We start from the raw sequence: 19,147 nt of genomic DNA, 5'->3' as shown, positions 1-19,147 counted from the left end.
GCTTGGCCTTATAACCTGTATTGCTCAGAAGGCAATTTTGGGTTGGTTCGTGCTGTGTGCAAACACGCACAGCACGAACCAACCCAAAAACCATTGCGGCCGCGTATGCGGGGGCGCGCAAGTTTCCCGACAGGATAAAAACAAAACAAATTCTCATAATCTCCCCCTTGACCTTCACCTTACCCGAAAGTTATATGCTTGTGACATCAGATGTTTACCTGTTCCACATCCCAATAGGAAGAGATGAGATGTTAAAGATCCGCGATTTCGCCCGGCTGGCCGAGGTGTCGATGACCACCCTGCGCTACTACGACGAGATCGGCCTTCTCAAGCCGATCCATGTCGATCCAGAGACTGGCTATCGGTTCTATACTATAGATCAATTGCCATACCTGCATCGCATTCAGGCCTTCAAGGAGCTCGGACTGGGACTGACCCAGATCGTCGAGGTTCTGGGCGAGAACCTTGCTCCCGAGGCGTTACAGGGGATGCTACGCATCCGGCAAACACAACTCCAGCAGCAGATCCAGACCGAGCAGGAGCAGTTGGTGCGCATCGAGGCGCGCCTGCGCTCCCTTGAACATGGCAGTTCCCTACCGGATTATGAAGTGGTACTCAAAACGGTCAGGCCGATCACAGGCGTCTCGCTGCGCCTGACGCTGGCGGACCTGGCCGATCAGGGGCACTGGGTTGACCTGCTCGATGTCATGCTCAAACGCTACCGGGTCAAGCCCGCCGATCATCTGCTCGTCCTTTATGAAACCAATGAGGATGAGCAGATCACAGGTTTCGTGGAGATCGTCGCCCCGCTTGCAGACCAGGACATCGATACACTGATCTCGCGCAGTGAGGGACAGCTGGCACGCTGCGAATTGCCAGCAGTTCCCCACATGGCCACTACGCTCCATCACGGACCACCCGGACTGGTGCTACCGGCCTATCAAGCCCTGGGCAGTTGGATAGAAAACAACGCCTACACCATCGTCGGCCCTCGCCGCAAGATCAGTTTGCGTCGCGGAGAAACCCTCGACGAAGCTCTCACCGAGGTCCAATTTCCGGTCGAGAAATCAACATGAACGTCATCCACCCACGGAGGATACATACGCCCCGTAGGTGCCGGGCTCGCCCCGGCTTGGAGCCGAAGGCGACCCCTTACCCATGCGCCCATGTATCCCAAAAACGACATCCAACCCAATTGATATTACGTCAAATGAACAACAGGAGGTCATTATGATTATTATTACAGGAGCCAATGGCCAGCTTGGGCGAGCCATTGTAGAAAACCTGCTCACACTCGTTCCCACTGAGCAGATTAGCGTGAGTGTCCAGAATCCTGAGAAGGCACGCGACCTTGAGCAACGAGGGGTTCGCGTCCGTCGGGGAGACTTTGACGATGCTGAGAGCCTCGCTCATGCATTCGAGGGGGCATCGCAAGTGCTCATTGTGTCGGCCCCTCGTCTAGGGGAACAGGCTCTTCGCCAGCATCGGACTGCGATTGACATGGCCAAAGCGGCCGGCGCTCAAAGGATTCTCTATACAAGCCAGATGGCAGCAAACCCGGCATCACCCTTTGCTCCCGCGCCCGATCACGCAGCCACAGAGGAAGCGCTGCGAGAGTCAGGGGTGGCTTTCATATCACTACGCAATGGCTACTACGCATCATCTGCCGTCCCGCTGCTTGGCAACGCCATTGAGACCGGTGAGGCGGTGGCACCAGAGGATGGGCCAGTTGCCTGGACAGCCCACGATGACCTGGCAAGGGCGGCGGCAATCACGCTGACGAAGGGCGAGTTGAATGGCATCACACCCCCTCTCACTGGCACTGAGGCACTCGACTTAGCCGGAGTTGCAGAGATCGTCTCTGAAGTGACAGGTCGGCCAATCCGCCGGATCATTGTGTCAGACGATGAGTTTCGTGCTCGCCTGATCGCTAATGGCAGTCCTGAGGCGGTGGCGAACATGTATCTAGGGTATTTTGCCGCCAGCAGGCAAGGCGCGTTCGCCCACGTTGACCCGACGCTTGCTCGTCTTATCGGCCGTCCACCAATGACGCTACGGGATGTTGTGAAGGTAACGCTTCAAATGGATAAGTAGCTCTTCGTAGGTGCCGGACTCGCCCCGGCTTACTCCCTCCCCGAGGGCGCGGATGCAGCCCTCATGATCCATATAATTACTGGTGCATCGGTGGGCGCGGATGCGCCCACCGATGCACCAGTAATTAAAAATGGGGCGGCCGCGAATGCGGCCGCCCGTGCGGGGGCTATCATGTGCCCCCAGGATGACAAGAGTTAAACACACACATATGTTTGATGCGCTCTCGCGCACAATCTATTGCGCCAGCGCGTCGTTACACTGCTGTTCCATCTTGCTCAGGGCCGCATCCGAGCTGCTCTGACCACTGAGAACGCTGGTGTAGTCGTTGGTGATCTCGTCGCGGCACTTCTGCCAGCCGGGCTGGAACGAGGCCACAAAAGCATTGTTGATCTGCTCTGAGCCAACTTTGCGCGCCGGGAACTTGCTGTAGTAGGTGTTCATGGCGTCGCTGTTGAACACCGACTGGCGAATCGGCAGGTAGCCGGTCTTCTGCACAAAGGTGGTGTTCGAATCTTTGCTGATCAGGAACTTGAGGTAATCCCAGGCCACAGCACGGGTGTCGTCGCTGACGCCTTTGAACAGCGAGAGGTTGGTGCCGTAGAGGACCGTGTACTGTCCGGCGGGACCAGCCGGGATCGCTGCCTCGTTGAAGGCAAAGGCGCCCTTGATCGAGGCCTGCAAGAAGCTGTAGCTGGCCACGGTCGAGATGGCGAAGACCGACTTCTGCGAGGCGAAATCGTTCTGCCAGGCATACTGCTTGGTTACGTGGACGGAGCCGGCTTTGACCAGCGGGGCCAGCGCCTCCAGGGCGCTTTTCGCGAAAGCCTTATTGCCACCCTGCGCGAAGGCTGACTTCTGGCCGTCGCTGGAGACAAAATCTTTGCCACCCAGGGCTTTGTACAGGATAGACCACTCGTCGACGCTAGGGGTCAGGGAGAGTCCCCACTGCGAGCCATCGCTCTTGGTGACCTTCGCCAGATCCACGACCAGGTCGCTCATGCTCTTCGGTGGCTCGATGCCCATCTTCTTTAGGATGTCGGCGTTGTAATACAGGACCTCGTCGCTCTTGTTGAACGGCATCATGTACTGCTGCCCATCTATCTGACCATCCTTGAGCAGAGAAGGATAGAAGTCGGACATCTCGCTTGAGCTGAGCCCGTTCTTGCCCGAGATGTAGGGCTGCAGCGAGACGATGTTGTCGTTCTGCTTGTACTGCATGGCCCAGTTCTCGTAGACCTGCGCGATGGCCGGCGGATTCTTGGCGGCGATGGACGCGTTCAGCTTGGTCTGCAGGGTGGTGTACGAATCGTAGGCCTGCAGGTTGATCTTGACGTTAGGATGCTTGTCTGTGTACTGCTTGGTCAGACTCTCCAACACCGTCTTGTTGGCTCCGGTGGCGAACGCCTCCCAGAAATTAATCGAGTATTGCTTTGAAGCATCAAAACTGGTCGGATCGCCGTTGCCGTTCGACTGCCCCTGGCCGTTATTGCCCGAGCTCGACCCACCACAGGCCGCAAGGGCCAGCAGAGCCAGAATCAACAACACAAAGGTCATATGTGACCATTTTAAACGCATAGAATTTTCCAATCCTTTCCTATGCTTGCAATAAGAAATAAAAAAAATAAACAAGTTCTTCCTCCGCGCCGCCTGCGGGGCGCGAGAGGAGAAAGGAGATAGCGGGGACTTGAGCATGCGCTCGCATGTCAAACAGACATCCATCTGCTGATGCATGGGGGCGCGAATGCGCCCCCATGCATCAGCAGATAAAAATCCATGCGGCCGCACAGCGGACGCCCGTGCGGGGGCGCTCACGTCCCCCCAAAGCTGGGCTTGCCCAGCACCCCCTACCCTTTGGTGCTACCTGCTGAGATACCTTCGATGAACTGACGCTGGGCTAACAGGAATACCAGCAGGACAGGCAGCGTGGTGAAGGCGGCGGCGGCCGCCAGACCAGTAGGATCGGTCCCTCCCTCTCCACTCATAAATGCCTGCAAGCCTACTTCGATCGGTCGGTGCGCATCCGAACTGGTGACCAGGTAGGGCCAGAGAAATGCGTTCCAACTGCCAATAAAGACCTGTAACGCGACGACGGCGATGGCCGGACGCGCCAGCGGAGCCGCCACACGCCAGAGAAAGCCAAAGCGTGAGCAACCATCAAGCTGAGCCGCCTCCCATAGCGAGGGCGGCAGCGAGAGAAAGAATTGTCTGATCAGAAAAATACCCGAGATGCTGACGGCATAGGGAATAATCTGCGCCTGGTAGGTGTCGATCCATCCCAGCGTGGATACGATCAGATAGCTGGGAATCAGCGTGGCCTCGCCAGGAATCATGATCAGTCCCAGCACCAGCAGGAAGAGCAGGTTGCGACCGGGAAATTTCATGGTGCCAAAGGCGTAGCCCGCCAGCAGCGAGGTCAGCACCGCCAGGACCGCCGTGCAGGTGGCGATAAAAATACTGTTGAGAAAGAATTGTATCCAGGGCTCAAGCTGCCAGGCCCGCGTGTAGTTCGACCATTGCCAGTCGGGCCAGAAGTGCGGCACGACATCGGCGGCGCTATGCGCGTTCAGCAGCGATGAGATCAGGATCCAGTAGATGGGAAAGAAAGCTATCAGCGCGGCCACCAGAATGACCACATACTGCCAGAAAAGCTGTACGCCGCGATAGGTTACCTTGCGCTTCGGGGCGACCGGTCGGGTAGCCATTATTGTACCCCCCTGCTCTTGTTAATCAATTGTCTCGACCCCCCTGCGCGATATCCTCAACTGCACAACCGAGATGATGAACACCAGGGCAAACAGGACGACGGAGATGGCGGCGCCACGCCCATCATGGGGATCAGTAGAGAAGCCTTCGGAAAAGAGATAGAGACCCAGCGTGTTGGCCGCGTTGCCCGCGCCACCCACGGGTCCGACAAGCAGAAAGGCGGGCTGGAACATCTTGAAGGCCTCGATCGTTCCCAGCAGCAACACTACCAGGGTAATCGGCGTGAGCAGCGGCCAGGTGATCCGGCGCAAGACCTGCCAGGAGTTGGCCCCGTCGACACGCGCCGCCTCACGCAGGTCCGGCGGAATGTTCCCCAACCCCGCCATGAAGAGCACCACGCTGAATCCGGCCGACTTCCAGATCGTGTACAGGATGATGCTGAACAGGGTCCAGTGGGGATCTCCCAGCCAGTCGATGGGATGCAGGTGCAGCAGCCGCAGGATGCCGTCAAAGAGACCATGATAGGGATCAAACATCCAGTACCAGATGGCGGTGGTGGCAACCATGGGCGTGATAAAGGGCGAGAAGATAACCAGGCGCCAGAAGGCTTTGGCCCGGATACCAGCCATCAGGCACAGAGCCAGAAATAAGGCCAGCGCCATCTGCAGAGGCACCGAAATAACGACGTAGAGTATAGTGGTCTGCAGTGCATGCCAGAAGGTGGAACTGTGAAAGAGATAGTCAAAGTTGCCCAGGCCGATAAATGGTTGCGTCCCCTGGTTGAGAAAGCTCCACTTAAAGAGGCTCATATAAAAGACGAAAGCCGCCGGACCATACGAGAAGAGTGCCAGAACGATAAATGCGGGTAACAGATAAATATACGCCTGCCCGGTGGCAAACCAGCGCTTTATATGCCAGAATTTCGAGTGTTGAACTGTCTTTGTCTGGATCATTATTATCCTGTAATTCGTTTGAAAAGATTATCTCGACGAGATATTGTGACATGACAGCATACCGACCACAAGACGATCGGCACCATCACATGGGTGTATGACGCGCTCCCTCTGACCTTTGGCATGATCATGAACGGTCGCGCTCCTACCAACCACTGGCACACGCCGAGCTTGCTAACTGCGTACCAGCGCCGAGCATCTTTTAAACGCTGCCCGGCTGTTGAACATACTGTCCCATTTCCCGGCCCATTTTACCATAACCAGTCTATATTTATCTACCAAATATCTCATGTATAATACACTGCTCGACTCATTTTATTCGCGCAAATTTAACATCCGGCGCGGGAAGTCCCATCTCCATTCATGGGACTGGATGAAAGCGCCGTTCCTTTTGGGCTGGTTGGGTGGGTGGAGCATCCAACCAGCCTCGCTTCTCTCCTTAAAGCACCACCTAAGAGGGATTGATGCCCTCCGCCAATGCATGTGTCGCCAACTCCTTTCAACGTGCCTTTCACCAATGAGCAGATGCTTCCAAGCGGTGGGAAACCACACCACATGCATGATGATTGAGGTGGAGATCCCCTCATTTCCCCCTTGGAAAGTTCGTTCGAGTATGCTACACTAGTAGACATGAACACCGTCAAGATCTATCAACTGAAGCACCTCTCTTCGGAGCACTATCAGCGATTACGGACGGCACAGAAAAAAGCGGCATTGGTGTGGAATGCGTGTGTGGCATTACATCTGCAGGCGCGCATGCAGCAGACCACGTGGCCCGGACGCGACGCGTTGCAGAAAGCCACCAAGGGACGCTTTGCGCTGCATAGCCAGTCGGTTCAGATGGTCACGCATGCCTTTCTTGCCAACGTCGAGACCACTCGGCAATTGCGCCAGTCACATCCGCAGATGAAGATGCGCTACCCCTACAAACTGAAGCAGTTCTATCCTGTTTCCTGGCCTGCCCAAGCCGTGTCCAACGAAGGCAAGCGCGTGGCGTTGCCGATGGGACGCGGGCGTGAATCGTTGGTGTTGCCCGTCGAACTGCCCGAACACAGTCGGTCGGTGACATTGGTGTGGAACAATGGCTAGTGAGGCCATCATCGTCACCGGGCGCGGTATTCGCTCGCTCAAACGGGGGCGTACCAAAGCGTTGCGCACCATCAGCAAGAAGCAGTCCCGCTGTACCAAAGACTCCCGTCGTTGGAAGAAATTGCAACGGGCAAAAAACAAGCAATCTCGACGAGCAGAGCGCCGCATTCGTGACCAACGGCATCAAGCCACCCGCAACGTGATCGACTTCTGCGTTGAGCACAAGGTTGGGACCCTCTTTATTGGCAACCCTCACGGGGTGCGCACGAAGAACCATGGACGTCACCACAATCAGCGTATGAGCTTGTGGGAATACGGAAAAGATATCGACTATCTGACCCACAAAGCCAACCAGGCTCACATCGAGTGCTTCACTGGCTCCGAACGAGGAACAAGTAGCCAGTGTCCTGCATGTGGGCATAAACACAAGCCGAGAAACAGGCAATGGACGTGCAAAGCCTGCGGGTTCTCTGGGCACCGCGACTTGGTCGGTTCGATCAATATGCATAAGCTCACCTTTGATGAGCAAGTAAACTTTCCTCGTTCGTTCACGTATCTTCGTCCTGCCATATGCAGGTCAAGAAGTAGTAAGGCAGACGCGCCCCTGGTCTCCCAAAAGGAGATCTGTTGTCTCAGTCAGTCCGGGTCTCAGCCACACGTTGCAGACGTGGTCTCTTCGGAGGCAGGTTACCGCCCGGACGATGCTAAGAAGCCTGTCTCCCTTTAGGGGACAGGAGCGTCACCAATATATAAACCGCAAGCAAAATCCTTGTTAAATCCCCTAAATGCCAGGCTTGCCCGGGCGCGCATCTGTAGGTGCCGGGCTCGCCCCGGCTTGGAGCCGTAGGCGACCTCGTCCCCGGGCACCCATGTCCCCCTATACCATCACGCCAGCATACCGGCACGGAAACAATCATCTGTATGGTCGTTTACCATACCCACCGCCTGCATAAAGGCGTAGCAGATGGTAGCGCCCACAAAGCGAAAACCGCGCTTCTTCAGATCCTTGCTCATACGCTCACTGATGGCGACCGCCTGCTGCCTGTTGTCGGCCTCCAACGGCTTGCCACCTACAAACTGCCAGATGTAGCGATCAAAGCTGCCGAACTCACGCTGCACCTCCAGCACCGCCTTCGCGTTCTCCACCACTGCGTTGATTTTCAAGCGATTGCGCACGATGCCCTCATCCCGCAGCAGGGACTCCTTTTTAGACCCGTCGTACCGGACGATTTTTTGCGCATCAAAATTATCGAACGCCGCGCGATAGTTCTCGCGCTTCTTGAGGATGGTGAGCCAGCTCAGGCCAGCCTGCGCCCCCTCCAGATTGAGCATCTCAAACAGTAATCGATCATCGTGTACGGGGACACCCCACTCATCGTCGTGATAGGAGAAGAATAGCTCATTCGTGTTCGCCCATTGACACCTGATTCGCTCCCCATGCGTAGCTTCTCTCTGCTCTGTAATCATCGTCTTCCTTTCTCGCTGCACCGATGTTCATAGATGATCGGCTCGGCGCATGACTTCATCGAAGATCTGTCGTTTATAGCACTGGTATGGTTGAAGTATAGCGACTTGCCAGTAGCCGCACAAGCGGCATGCTCAAAAGATTTCTTGACAGGAAAGGATACGGTATGCCAGACACAAAAGAGGCCGGAACGCAACGGCGTGAACAGATTCTAGAGGCCGCCTTCAAGGTCGCGCTACGCGAGCGGCTCACGTGCCTGACGTTGCGTCAGGTGGCCGCCGAGGCTGATCTAAGCAGCGGCCAGATCTCTCGCTATTTCCACTCGAAAAATGATCTGCTGGTCGCGCTCCTCGATTGGCTGCTGGACGATCTTTTTGCCACCTGGCAGGCACCAACCACCTTAGCGCCCAATGAACGCCTGCTCACCCTGGTCGAGCAGGATCTGCGCGACTCCTCCATCGAACAAAACCCACCATCGATCGCCCGCCTGGAACTGCTCTTCGACTATTGGACCCTGGGTGCCAGCAATACCGCGATCCGCCAGCGCATGCTGACCGGCATCGAGCGCTGGCGCCAGATGCTTCTCCCCCTCGCCTGTGACCTGATCGAGGCCGAGCCGACCCGCTTCCCCGGCGTCACCCCACAGACCCTGGTCACCCTCATCCTCAGCCTCATCCAGGGCTACACCCTCCAGACTCTCCTCGGCAATCCCCCCACCACCCTCGACCAATTCCTCACCGCCGTCCGCGCCCTCCTCTCCCCATCCGCCCCCTGACCGCCCATAAGTTAGGACCTCGCGTCCGATTTCTCTCCTCGGCACACGATCACGCTGAGGCCCTGACGTTCAGACCTCGCGTCCGATTTAGCCTCTCCACGCACGATCACGCTGAGGCCCTGACGTTCGGATCTCACGTCCAATTTCTATTCCGCCTGCGCGGAGGGATCAAGCTGCCAGGAGCGGTGGCGCACCTCCAGGGGCGTGTAGCCGATGGCCTGACGGATGCGGCGCGAGAAGTGGTAACGCGATTGAAAACCGCACTGCTCGGCGATCCGACCCACCGAGAGGCCGGTTTGCTCCAGCAGCTTGATCCCCATGCTGATGCGCTGCTCCCAGACATAGGCCATGGGCGTGGTGTGCAGGTGCTGCTGAAATAAGCGGATCAGGTGGGCGGGGCTGATGGCGACGGCCTCGGCGATGATCGCCAGCGTCAATTGCTCGCTCAGGTGCTCATAGATAAATTGCTGGGCCTGCCCCACGGCGCTGTGCGCCAGCACCGTCTCATGGCCCAGGCTCAACTGCTCTCCCTCGCCGATATAGCGCCAGCATATCTGCAGCGCCAGCGCGCTCAGCATCTCCTTGACGGTAGGAAACGCGCTGATGTGCAGCGCCAGCGCATCCTGCATCAGCTGCTGCATGGCCGGTGAAAGCGGCAGCGGCCACGGCTGCTTTCTCAGCCGATTGATCATCCCCGCCTCGACCAGCGCCGGCGCGATGTGAATCCAGCTATGGATCGTTTCGCAGTCCTCAGCAAAGGCGAAATATTCACGGTGACCCGGATAGAGCACGAAGGCGCTGTTGGCTGGTATGATGTGCGTGCGCTCATCAATGCGGATAGTGATGCGCCCGGCATGCACAAAGACAAACTGTAGCGTGGGCTGGATACGCGGACCCAGCGTGCTGCCAGGCGGATAGACTACCTCACCGACCACCACTTCGTTGGACCAGTAGGATGTATCCTGCTCGCGTTGCTGCATCTCCGCCAGCCTCTTCCTCTTATCATGTGTAATGATGTGTTTGTCCATATTAAAGTCAATCTCAGACACATTCTTATGCATTTCAGCTATCGATTTTCCGGCTCTTTCCCTTTATGCTATATCTATCACATGAGGGGCTATCTACCTGTCCTGGTCGGGGCAGGCATCAAACATTCTATAGCAAAGGAGCTTTCAGATGACGACCATTTCACAGACCCCGTCAAATCAACCGGTCAGGCACTATGAACATTATCCCATCAGGGTGCAAGATTATGTGAAATTTCGTGAACAGGGCTTTCTGATCGTGCGCGGCCTGGTGCCGCTGGAAGATGTGCAGGAGATGAACGCGCACATGGATCGCATCCTCTCTGGAGAGGAGCATTTCCCGGGCGTGACACCTCCACCCGCCGACTGGGACCCCGATAAGAAGATCTCCTACTATCTGCGCGTCCACATGCTGCATCGCGTGCTGCCCATTCATGAGCGTTTCCTGCTCCACCCACGCATCCTCGATGTGCTGGAGGTACTGATCGGACCCGATGTGCTGGCCCTGCAGTCGATGCTCTTCTTCAAACAGCCGGGACAGCAGGGACAGGGCTATCACCAGGATTCCTACTACATCCCGACCTTCCCGGATACACTGTGTGGCGCCTGGCTGGCCCTCGATCGCGCCGATGAGGAGAATGGCTGCCTGTGGATGACGGTCGGCTCGCAGCACGAGCCGGTCTATCCCGACTCCGATGGCCAATCGGAAAATGGACAGCGCGACCTGAGTGATATCGAGCCGATCTATAACGCCAGCCATACCGATGAGAACGCCAATGGCCTGACCCGCGTGGCGCGCAAATATCCCGGCCGAGAGGTCAAGGCGGAGGTCAATCCCGGCGACGTGGTCTTTTTCGGTGGCCACATCCTGCATCGCTCGCACACCAATTACAGCAAGGATCGCTCGCGTCGCGCCTTCGTCGGCCACTACTGCAACGCGCGCTCATTCGTTCCCTGGAACTCTGGCGCCCCCTACGAGGGCGATTCGGCCAACTACCTGCACATCCTGGGACGCGGCACGACCCACCTGCCCTACGCTCAACCAAAGTTCGGTACGCCCTGCGCCGCCAACCAGCCGCCCGCGTCCAGGCCCAAACGCCAGCAGGCCCCCATGTCAATGATGGGCGACATGGACAACGACCTCATGACCCTCACCGCCCACCCCGACGAACCCGAGGACCACACATCCTCGTAATTCATAAGTTCGGACCTCGCGTCCGATTAAACCTCTCGAAGCTCGTTCCATATCTTCCATATCGTCGGCTCATTAGCCATTTTACACCTGTATCACATGAGCTGTGAACTGGACCTGCTTTGGTAGCTTCTACCAAAGCAGGTCCAGTTCACAGCTCATTTCATTGACCTGCCCTCTTCTTTCTCAGCAGCACAAAAAGGGAGAGATCATAACACCTCCTTATTGAGTACCCTCCGGGGTAGAAGGCACGAGCCATTCCAATGTTTTTTTCACTAATTGATACAACTCATCATCATCTCCCGCCAGCCGCTCTTCTTTAAGCACATCCAGTTCATCCCGGCTAATCCAGCGGAAGGCGGTGTGTTTATCCTGTTCCAGGTGCGGATGTTCCAGGTCCCCCTCGACTTCGACGAGAAAATCAAATTCGCGCCGAATACCTTGTGGCGCTGCCTCCCACTCGAAAATATGAACGAGGCTTTTAATACGCGCGAGATCCCAACCGGTCTCCTCACGAATTTCGCGGGCAAGAGCAGTCGTGAGCGTTTCACCTGCTTCTACATGCCCGCCAATAATATCCCAGCAGTTGGGGAAGAGCTTGCGATCAGGGGAGCGCTTCTGGACGAGGATACGACCCTCGTGATTGGTGATAAGTGCGCCAACACAACATTTTTTACCCTCCGCCTCCGCCTCCGCTTGCAAGGTGGGAAGGGCTTCGGGAGAGGAAGATGGTAGCTGCATAGAAAGAGGTTCCTTTCCGTACATTGCCAGGTGATCGTCCCTTTTTGCGCTTAAAAAGCATGGAATACACGTTGACGGAGGCACACGCATCCAGCTCAACCAGAATATCCCATGCGCGTTAACACGCATATATATAGTAAACTTAGTATCAGACGCGCTCCAGACGCTGGTGTGGCTCCGCTGGCAATTCAACGCGAATGGCATCGCCGGGCCGCACCTCGCCTCCCACCAGCACCACGCCCATGATGCCCGCCTTGCGCACCAGGTTTCCCTGCTCATCGCGGTCCAGCACCGCCGGCAGCAATCCCGATTGGAAACCGTTCAACTGTTCGCAGGGATTGCGCAGTCCCGTCACCTCCACCACCGCCGTCTGGCCCAGGTGCAGCCGCGTCCCCCTGGGCAGACCCAGCAGATCAATGCCGCGCGTCGTTATGTTCTCGCCCATCTGCCCCGACGATACATCGAAGCCGGCTGCCCGCAGTTCTTCATGCAGTTCGCTGTGAATCAGGTGCACCTGCCGCAGATTCGGCTGTGATGGGTCAGCCGCCACCCGCGACCGATGCTGCACCGTCACCCCCAGATGCGCGTCCCCATCGACCCCCAGCCCCTGCAGCAGCCGAATCCGCTCCCGATTCGGCTTGCTAAACGCATGCACCCCATCACAGCTCACCGCCACCACCACGCCCTCAAAACTCCCCATACCGAAAACCTCCATACGTTCGGACCTCGCGTCCGATTTTTTCTCTCGAAACACGATTATCTCCCCACAGGAATCAGGCCTCGCCCATCATCAATGTTTCAATCTGGTGCAATTGATGGATCGGCTCTAACGTATCAACCACTCGATACGTCAGGTGATCGCGCACCTGGTCGGGCAGCGTCTCAAAGAAACGGTGGGTGATTTGCAGATCATGGTGATCCGCATTGTGGGCGGTCGGCGCATCGACGCCCAGGACAAGCACCGGCCTCGATTTGTTTGATTGATTGGCGGTACCTCGGTGGATGGTCAACGCCGAGCGGACGGAGATATCCCCCATTTTCGGCATCTTCTTCTGTGCTCTCTCTACATAACGCGGGTACAACGTCTTGGGCGGGAACATCTCATGCTGGAACTCCTCTGGCCGGTCCCACTGCGTTCCTGGGGCAATCTCAAACGGACCCATATCCTCGAAGACGTCGACGGTCGTGAGATTAAATGCCAGCGAGTTCAGGTAGCGGCCAGTGAGGGTCTCCTGGGGAGCAGGAAAGTCACGGTGCCAGGGCTGGTTTTGCGCCCCGGGCAGCGGCACGTCGAAGCCAATCTCGACGATCTTATACTGTGGACCCAGCATCGCTTCGCACACAGCCACTACCCAGGGATGGGTGGCGAGATCGACAAAACCACGGATATCTTCCGGGTGAATCTCTACGTAGTACCGTTTGGGTCCTCGTCCCACCGCACCACCGGGCCGTTGCAAGGCCTGCTTAAAAAGGGCGTCGATATCTTCTCCCAATTGTTGAATCCACTCGCGAGAAAAGCCACCTTTATACCCAATAATTCCATCTCCATACAAACCGCCCATGATGGTGGCTACATCAAAATCCTGGACCTGATTCTGGTCTTTATTCATCATCTTTGATATGCTCCTTCTCGATGCACACGTCTTCGATCTTGACCCTGCCCACTAGAGCAAGTCAGGAAAATACGTCTGTAGGAGACGATGACTCATTGTATCACCAAAGCAGGAGGATAGGAGATACTTAACAAACTCATCCATAATGCACCCTCAAATCGTTCCACGTCAATTCGAAGTCGTGCCGCTGCTCCAGATGGAAAAAGTCAGTGATGGCCCGTACCGTCAGGGCGCTCAGCATCAGGGCCAGCGGACGCGTCAGCGGATAGTCGCAGGGATCTCCGGGGACCTCTCGCGGGACCTGGTAACGCGGCTCCCAGATGCCGCTACCATACAATCCGTCGCCGCTGAATCCTATGTGCAGGCAGGCCAGGTCGGCCTCCCGCGCGGCCCGACTAACCGCCTCCCTTGCCTGCACATTGTCAAAGGCATCCACCACCAGGGCGCTCCCCTTCAACAATCCTGCCGCATTCTCGCCAGTCAACTCAACCACCTTCGGATCAACGCGGGCCTGGACGACCCGGTAGAGCAGGTTGGCCAGCGCATGCGCCTTGGGCGCGCCCACCTCGGCCCGGCTATATGGCTGCCCCGACAGGTTGCGCATCTCGATACGATCCTTATCGATCACGCGCAGCTGCGTGAAGCCCATACGCGCCAGCGCCTCGGCCACGTTAGCGCCCAACGTCCCGGCGCCACAGATAGTGATCAGGCGATCGCTGAACGGCTGTAGACTGGCGTGCCGCTCCTCATGGAAGAAGGGACTCTGAGGATTCAGGGGCTGCTGTTGTGTCATGCTTACATGTCCTCCTCGTCATCGTAGCCAGCCCAGGAAGGGGAGGCCGCCATGACGTTCACCAGGCTGGTCAGGTCGAAGTCGCGGTCCTGCCCGCTGAGGCAGATGCCGCTGGATACGACGTTGAGCCCCGGATCAACCAGTGAGCGATAGCGGCGCGTCTGTCCATGTTCGCTCCACTCGACGACCAGGTGCCGCAGAGAGCCATCGCTGGCGGCAACCTCGCTATAGCTGTGTAGCGTAGCGTCGGCTTTGCTCAGCGCGTGGCGCAACCGCTGCTCCAACGCGCGTTGCCGCGTCTGCCCGACCAGCCAGTCACGCTGCTCCCGCCGCTGCTGCGGCGGCCGCATCCCTCCACCCTGCGCGTTACCCGACAGTTCCATCTGATGGATGCGCCACAGCAGAAGCGAGAGCCGCTCAGAGGACGCCAGTCCCGGCAGCAACTTCTCCAGCGGCTCGTCTGACTCCATAGCAGACGCGTCGCGCAGCCACTCGGCGTGGCGGGGATCAGCCCGCAGGTCGGTTCCCTCGAACCAGCGTATGCCACCATCTACGCGCACAATAACGCGCTCGAAGCGTTCCGCGCCCGCCATGGGATCGCACAGAAAGACCGGCAGCGGCTCCATCGCTAGACCAAAGCGCCGGCGCGCATCGTCTTCATTGTAAGGGATCGCCCACCAGGTGCCAGGAAAACGACCGCTGCTATCAGGCCAGAGCAGCAGCATCCTCAAGGCGGGGAACAGCTCAAGATAGGATCCCCTCTCCCACGGTAGCGCCTCCTCGATCAGCCGCGCCTCGGACTCTCCGGTAGGCCGGAAGCGTCCCCAGCCCACGAAGCGCTGGCGCACCCGGAACTCGTATACCAGCCCGTTCAGCCGCGTGCGAATACGGCCGCCAAACAGCAGCGGAGCGATCAGCTCACGCTCCTGCAGATCGCGACCCTGCTGACCCAGGCGGGCGATCAACTCGCGAGCATCCACCTTGCCTCTCGGGACTGGCAGCTTGCGCTTATCCGGCATAATCCCTTTCTTTCACTCTCAACACTCAAGCCTGGCGGACCGGGACCTCGATCAGGTCTCGTGAAAGCAGGCGCACCAATGCGTTCGCTGCAACATGCCTGGACACATCCAGGTGTTGGGCCAGCGTTTCGCTATCCAGTTCGGGCTGCGCTCGATACTGCGCCAGGACCTGGCGATCCAGTTCCAGTTCGGCGAACTGCTTCTGGAGCAGTTCTTCTATATGCACGATAGCTTTATCCGCCTGCCCGGCGGCGAAAAATTGGCCACCAGTCAGGGCGCTGATCTCACTAAATGACTCATCCACGCTGCTTGTGAGGCCCAGCGCATGAATGGTGAGCGACGTCTCTTCCGCCTGGCGCGTCACACTGGCAATAGTCTCTCCACAGGGACATCCTCCGGCAAAGAAGTCACCGCCAGCACCAACCCCGTGCGGTGGTGCATCACCTACCAGGACCAGCAGGCGTACGGCATGCCTGCGCCAGGATAGCTTGTGGCAGGCGGCCAAAATACCATCCAGCACCGCCTCCGGAGCGTCGCCGCCTTCGTCAGCACTCAGCGACATCAGCACCTGCTGCGCCTGTTCCAGATCGGTCGTAAACGGATAGACGCTGGTCAGCATTTTCGCCTGCGGCTCGTGGTCTCGATATTCGACGATGCCCAGCTGGAGATGGATATCGGCCGCCGCCGCGACCCGGCGCAGCATTTCGATCATTCGCTCACGAGCGGCCTTGATCAATGGACCCATACTCCCCGTGGTATCCATCACAAAAGCGAGGTCCACCTGGTTGATGTCCTCATACATATGACCACCCTGCACTTCTTTATACACCCGATATAACATGGGCATAGCAGATGGATTGACTCCCATCTGCTATGCCCACCGCCCACGTTATCGACCTAGGCGCCCTGGGGAACGAGATCAGGACGGCGCGGCAGCTCGTAGCCCATGATGACCTCGACCAGCTCGGCCCGTGAGGGCTGGGCCAGCAGTTCCAGCACGTTCGGCAGCGAGTAGTAGTCGCCATCGAAGCGGTAGCGCGTCAGCTCGACGCCACGATCCATCAGACTCTGGGCGAAGCGGTCGTAATAACCGCCAACCTGCACCACGACCACCGAAGGAGCCGCCTTCATGGCCTCCCTGTAGGCGATCCAGGCGTCGGCCAGCAGCGGCGAGGAGTTCTCGCCCTCGTCGGTCACGATCAGAATCTGCTCGACGTACTGCCGCTTCTTTGTCATCTGCGCCAGGGACACCCCGATCGAGGTGCTCCCGTTAGCCTTGATGAACTGGAAGGACTTCTCCCAGTCGCTCAGCGCCGGGCGCTTGCCCTCGGGTGCATTGACGGTAATCTCAAAGGCCGCCGTATCGAAGGCGTAGACGTAGAAATCGGCCGTAGTGACAGCGCTAATCAAACCGGCCAGCTGCTTCGAGACCTCAATCGACTGTGACATCGAGCTGCTCTTGTCCACGAACAGGGCCGTGGGCCGCTTGATCTCGACCTTGCTGGCGACACGCTGGTCCATGATCTCGGTCAGGGCCTTCTCGGTCTCGGCATCCAGCTTTGTGGCCGTCAAAGCCTTCTTGGCCTTCAACGTCGAGACGCGCTTATCGGTTTTGGCCGCCTCCAGCTTCTGATCGACCAGCGCCTTGACCTCGGGATTGTCCAGCGCGCCGCGCTTCTTGAGGGCGGCCATGTTGTTGATGACCTCCTGCGGTGACATCGACTCGATCAAGGCCACCAGCACCACAGGCGTGACGTTCTTGAGCGCTCCGACCGCCGTGGTGTACGGGATCTTGTGCTCAATAATTATCCGCGCCTGCTCCTCGGCGCTGCTGGCCTTCGCCAGCTGCTTGAGCGAGTACAGCGGACTATCGGTCGGCGGCTGCTCGTCGAACAGAATCGCCTGCGCGCGCGGCCCCGGCTTGATGCGCAGGCTGGCGTAGAGATGCTTGAGATCGTTGCGCGCGCGCATGGCGGCGCCATCAAACTGCCGTGGATTATTCTCGCGCGTCTGCAGGTAATGCGCGACTGCCCCCTTGAACGAACGTGGCGTCTTGCCAATCACCTTCTTGGTGTGGTCAAGCGCGCGGGATACCTCGTACGGCGCCAGCTTCTGCAGCAACACCCAGGCCGCCTCGCGGAACTCGGGGTACTCACTGGTCGCCAGATGCGCCACGAACAGCAGCTTATGATCACGCACCTCACCTTTAGCGAAGTACCACAGCGCCAGACGACTGTAGAAAAGCGGATCATTGGCCAGCGCGCTCGCATGCAGCGGCGCCAGCTCCTCAATTTTACGATGTGGTGTGGTCAGGAACGAGTTGAGGATCGCAACACGCACATCCAGCTCAACAGGGGGATTTTGTGTCATCACATCACCATAGGGCACACAGTAGATGCGCCCCTTGCGGGCGCTTCCAGACTATATGCAATTTTTCACAAACAATATTTATCTATCAACACAACCAGGACCGGGCGCACGAGTCAACAGAGCTAGAAAAACGACATTCGCCTTAGACCACTAGGCTACAGCTTTACAGCTGGTGGGATTCGAACCCACGAAGTTTGCACAAATGTAGGGTAAGTTCAGTTAATCCAAACTCACCAGGTGTTTGTAAGCTCAGTTTATCGGAGTGCGCCCGGTGCCAGTCGGTATCAACGTGGAATCTACGCAAAAAGCCTGTCCTGTGCGAGTTAACAAGAGCGGGCTCTGATGGCATCATCCAGCGGATGACTACAACCAGTTCAGAGTTCAGGACTCGACCCGCATCCAATCCAAAAGGTAGAAGAGAAAGGTAAACCGTATGTACGCTCTTCAAATTGGAGCACAGGACAGACAAATCAGCATCATCGTAGGTGCTGGGCTTGCCCCAGCTTGGAGCGTAGCGACCCGCTCCCGGCCGATTCATTCCCTCGTAGGATCGGGCTTATCCCAGGCCTGCTTGTCGTCTGGCCGGCCCTGTACAAGTTCATTGAACACAACCCCGAAGGGCTTAAAACCCCCGATTGGTGGTGGAGGTTGTTGGGATCGAACCAACACTTCCCGCCAGGGCGGGAATTACCAGTTTGTAGGTTCAATCTATCAGGGTACAGGGCCGTATATATGGTGCGACCCTTGCGGTCGCTTGCTTATTGTGCGTGTTTGCTTATTCTGGCAGCAAGCCCGAGGCATACATGTCGAGAGGGCACTTCAGAAACAACCCTCAATTGTTTGTAAGCCCTTCCAGTTGGGGTACGCCTCGGCATGCCAGTATATTCTTATCAATTCAACGCATCATTCTTTATTGCCAGGCTTGTTTGCATCAAGGGTGGGCAGCAAGCCCGGGACGTACATGTCGCAAGGGCACAATAAAACGATCCAAAGTCGTATGTACGCCCTTCCAGTTGGAGTACGTCCCGGACCCGCCTCTCTCACTCTTTTGCTTTCTGGCCGTCCTGGCCTAGCCGTATAGCGCCTCGGGACGGATGATGATGGCCTGCGTCGTACGCACGATCACGTGGTTGGCCAGTGACTGCGCCGGGAGATCCAGGTGGCGCGCCACTGCTTCTTTTAACTGGAGGTCGTTCGCGGCATTCGTCACACCAAGCTGCGCCAGTGGTATCTCTTCACTGCGCCCACCAATGCGGATGTGAACAGGAGTTATTGCCATCTGCGTCATCTTCGCATACCTCCATTTAACTTGTTG

20 protein-coding genes are annotated in these 19,147 nt (G+C 57.5%); 7 read left to right on the top strand and 13 right to left on the bottom strand.

What is annotated here, in order from left to right; all coding sequences use genetic code 11:
• Window positions 1-248 precede the first annotated feature (248 nt).
• The 3 genes from AABA21_RS38170 to AABA21_RS38160 all read left to right on the top strand — a co-directional run bounded on the left by AABA21_RS38170 (window position 249) and on the right by AABA21_RS38160 (window position 2,292).
• Window positions 249-1,076 (top strand): MerR family transcriptional regulator, encoded by an 828-nt coding sequence (locus AABA21_RS38170; protein WP_338258275.1) that lies wholly within the window; start codon window positions 249-251, stop codon window positions 1,074-1,076.
• Window positions 1,077-1,230: 154 nt separating this feature from the next.
• Window positions 1,231-2,094 (top strand): SDR family oxidoreductase, encoded by an 864-nt coding sequence (locus AABA21_RS38165; RefSeq protein ID WP_338258273.1) that lies wholly within the window; start codon window positions 1,231-1,233, stop codon window positions 2,092-2,094.
• A 63-nt stretch (window positions 2,095-2,157) separates the two neighbouring features.
• Window positions 2,158-2,292: a hypothetical protein gene (locus tag AABA21_RS38160; protein ID WP_338258272.1), complete on the top strand. Its 135-nt coding sequence runs from the start codon at window positions 2,158-2,160 to the stop codon at window positions 2,290-2,292.
• 36 nt (window positions 2,293-2,328) lie between these two features.
• On the opposite strand, the gene AABA21_RS38155 is transcribed toward AABA21_RS38160, so the two are convergent.
• From AABA21_RS38155 to AABA21_RS38145, 3 genes are all read right to left on the bottom strand, one after another.
• Window positions 2,329-3,669, bottom strand: coding sequence for an ABC transporter substrate-binding protein (locus AABA21_RS38155; RefSeq protein ID WP_338258270.1), 1,341 nt, complete (start codon window positions 3,667-3,669; stop codon window positions 2,329-2,331).
• Window positions 3,670-3,938: 269 nt separating this feature from the next.
• A complete protein-coding gene (locus tag AABA21_RS38150; RefSeq protein ID WP_338258269.1) occupies window positions 3,939-4,796 on the bottom strand; it encodes a carbohydrate ABC transporter permease in 858 nt (285 codons plus the stop codon).
• Window positions 4,797-4,817: 21 nt separating this feature from the next.
• Entirely contained in the window at window positions 4,818-5,750 is a 933-nt protein-coding gene (locus AABA21_RS38145; protein WP_338258267.1) for a carbohydrate ABC transporter permease, read from the bottom strand.
• A 594-nt stretch (window positions 5,751-6,344) separates the two neighbouring features.
• Here AABA21_RS38145 and AABA21_RS38140 point away from each other — a divergent pair.
• Window positions 6,345-6,839 (top strand): hypothetical protein, encoded by a 495-nt coding sequence (locus AABA21_RS38140; RefSeq protein ID WP_338258266.1) that lies wholly within the window; start codon window positions 6,345-6,347, stop codon window positions 6,837-6,839.
• Window positions 6,832-7,566, top strand: coding sequence for an RNA-guided endonuclease TnpB family protein (locus AABA21_RS38135; protein WP_338258264.1), 735 nt, complete (start codon window positions 6,832-6,834; stop codon window positions 7,564-7,566). Before AABA21_RS38140 ends, AABA21_RS38135 begins: the two co-directional genes overlap by 8 nt.
• 158 nt (window positions 7,567-7,724) lie before the next feature.
• Here AABA21_RS38135 and AABA21_RS38130 read toward each other — a convergent pair whose 3' ends face one another.
• Complete coding sequence (locus AABA21_RS38130; protein ID WP_338258262.1) at window positions 7,725-8,306, bottom strand: DNA-3-methyladenine glycosylase I; 582 nt, start codon at window positions 8,304-8,306, stop codon at window positions 7,725-7,727.
• A gap of 164 nt (window positions 8,307-8,470) precedes the next feature.
• Between AABA21_RS38130 and AABA21_RS38125 the strand changes: the two genes are divergently transcribed.
• Window positions 8,471-9,079 (top strand): TetR/AcrR family transcriptional regulator, encoded by a 609-nt coding sequence (locus AABA21_RS38125; RefSeq protein WP_338258260.1) that lies wholly within the window; start codon window positions 8,471-8,473, stop codon window positions 9,077-9,079.
• A 146-nt stretch (window positions 9,080-9,225) separates the two neighbouring features.
• Here the strand turns inward: AABA21_RS38125 and AABA21_RS38120 are convergent, their stop codons facing one another.
• The gene (locus AABA21_RS38120) at window positions 9,226-10,059 is read right to left on the bottom strand and encodes an AraC family transcriptional regulator (protein WP_338258258.1); all 834 of its coding nucleotides are present in this window, start codon (window positions 10,057-10,059) and stop codon (window positions 9,226-9,228) included.
• A gap of 196 nt (window positions 10,060-10,255) precedes the next feature.
• Between AABA21_RS38120 and AABA21_RS38115 the strand changes: the two genes are divergently transcribed.
• Window positions 10,256-11,299 (top strand): phytanoyl-CoA dioxygenase family protein, encoded by a 1,044-nt coding sequence (locus tag AABA21_RS38115; protein WP_338258256.1) that lies wholly within the window; start codon window positions 10,256-10,258, stop codon window positions 11,297-11,299.
• Window positions 11,300-11,518: 219 nt separating this feature from the next.
• Here AABA21_RS38115 and AABA21_RS38110 read toward each other — a convergent pair whose 3' ends face one another.
• The 8 genes from AABA21_RS38110 to AABA21_RS38075 form a co-directional block, all read right to left on the bottom strand.
• Window positions 11,519-12,037, bottom strand: a complete 519-nt coding sequence (locus tag AABA21_RS38110) for an NUDIX hydrolase (RefSeq protein ID WP_338258254.1) — start codon at window positions 12,035-12,037, stop codon at window positions 11,519-11,521.
• A gap of 148 nt (window positions 12,038-12,185) precedes the next feature.
• Window positions 12,186-12,737 (bottom strand): MOSC domain-containing protein, encoded by a 552-nt coding sequence (locus tag AABA21_RS38105; RefSeq protein ID WP_338258252.1) that lies wholly within the window; start codon window positions 12,735-12,737, stop codon window positions 12,186-12,188.
• A gap of 73 nt (window positions 12,738-12,810) precedes the next feature.
• The gene (locus tag AABA21_RS38100) at window positions 12,811-13,650 is read right to left on the bottom strand and encodes a phytanoyl-CoA dioxygenase family protein (RefSeq protein WP_338258251.1); all 840 of its coding nucleotides are present in this window, start codon (window positions 13,648-13,650) and stop codon (window positions 12,811-12,813) included.
• Between the two features lie 136 nt (window positions 13,651-13,786).
• Entirely contained in the window at window positions 13,787-14,443 is a 657-nt protein-coding gene (locus tag AABA21_RS38095; RefSeq protein WP_338258250.1) for a ThiF family adenylyltransferase, read from the bottom strand.
• A gap of 2 nt (window positions 14,444-14,445) precedes the next feature.
• The gene (locus tag AABA21_RS38090; protein ID WP_338258249.1) at window positions 14,446-15,462 is read right to left on the bottom strand and encodes a hypothetical protein; all 1,017 of its coding nucleotides are present in this window, start codon (window positions 15,460-15,462) and stop codon (window positions 14,446-14,448) included.
• A gap of 25 nt (window positions 15,463-15,487) precedes the next feature.
• Window positions 15,488-16,309, bottom strand: a complete 822-nt coding sequence (locus AABA21_RS38085; protein ID WP_338258248.1) for a vWA domain-containing protein — start codon at window positions 16,307-16,309, stop codon at window positions 15,488-15,490.
• A gap of 50 nt (window positions 16,310-16,359) precedes the next feature.
• Complete coding sequence (locus AABA21_RS38080) at window positions 16,360-17,832, bottom strand: hypothetical protein (protein ID WP_338258247.1); 1,473 nt, start codon at window positions 17,830-17,832, stop codon at window positions 16,360-16,362.
• Window positions 17,833-18,901: 1,069 nt separating this feature from the next.
• Window positions 18,902-19,120 (bottom strand): hypothetical protein, encoded by a 219-nt coding sequence (locus AABA21_RS38075; RefSeq protein WP_338258246.1) that lies wholly within the window; start codon window positions 19,118-19,120, stop codon window positions 18,902-18,904.
• Window positions 19,121-19,147 lie beyond the last annotated feature (27 nt).

This window comes from Dictyobacter halimunensis (genome assembly GCF_036245075.1).
Note: the sequence above shows the minus strand (reverse complement) of the source record. Positions and strands in the feature narration are given on the sequence as shown.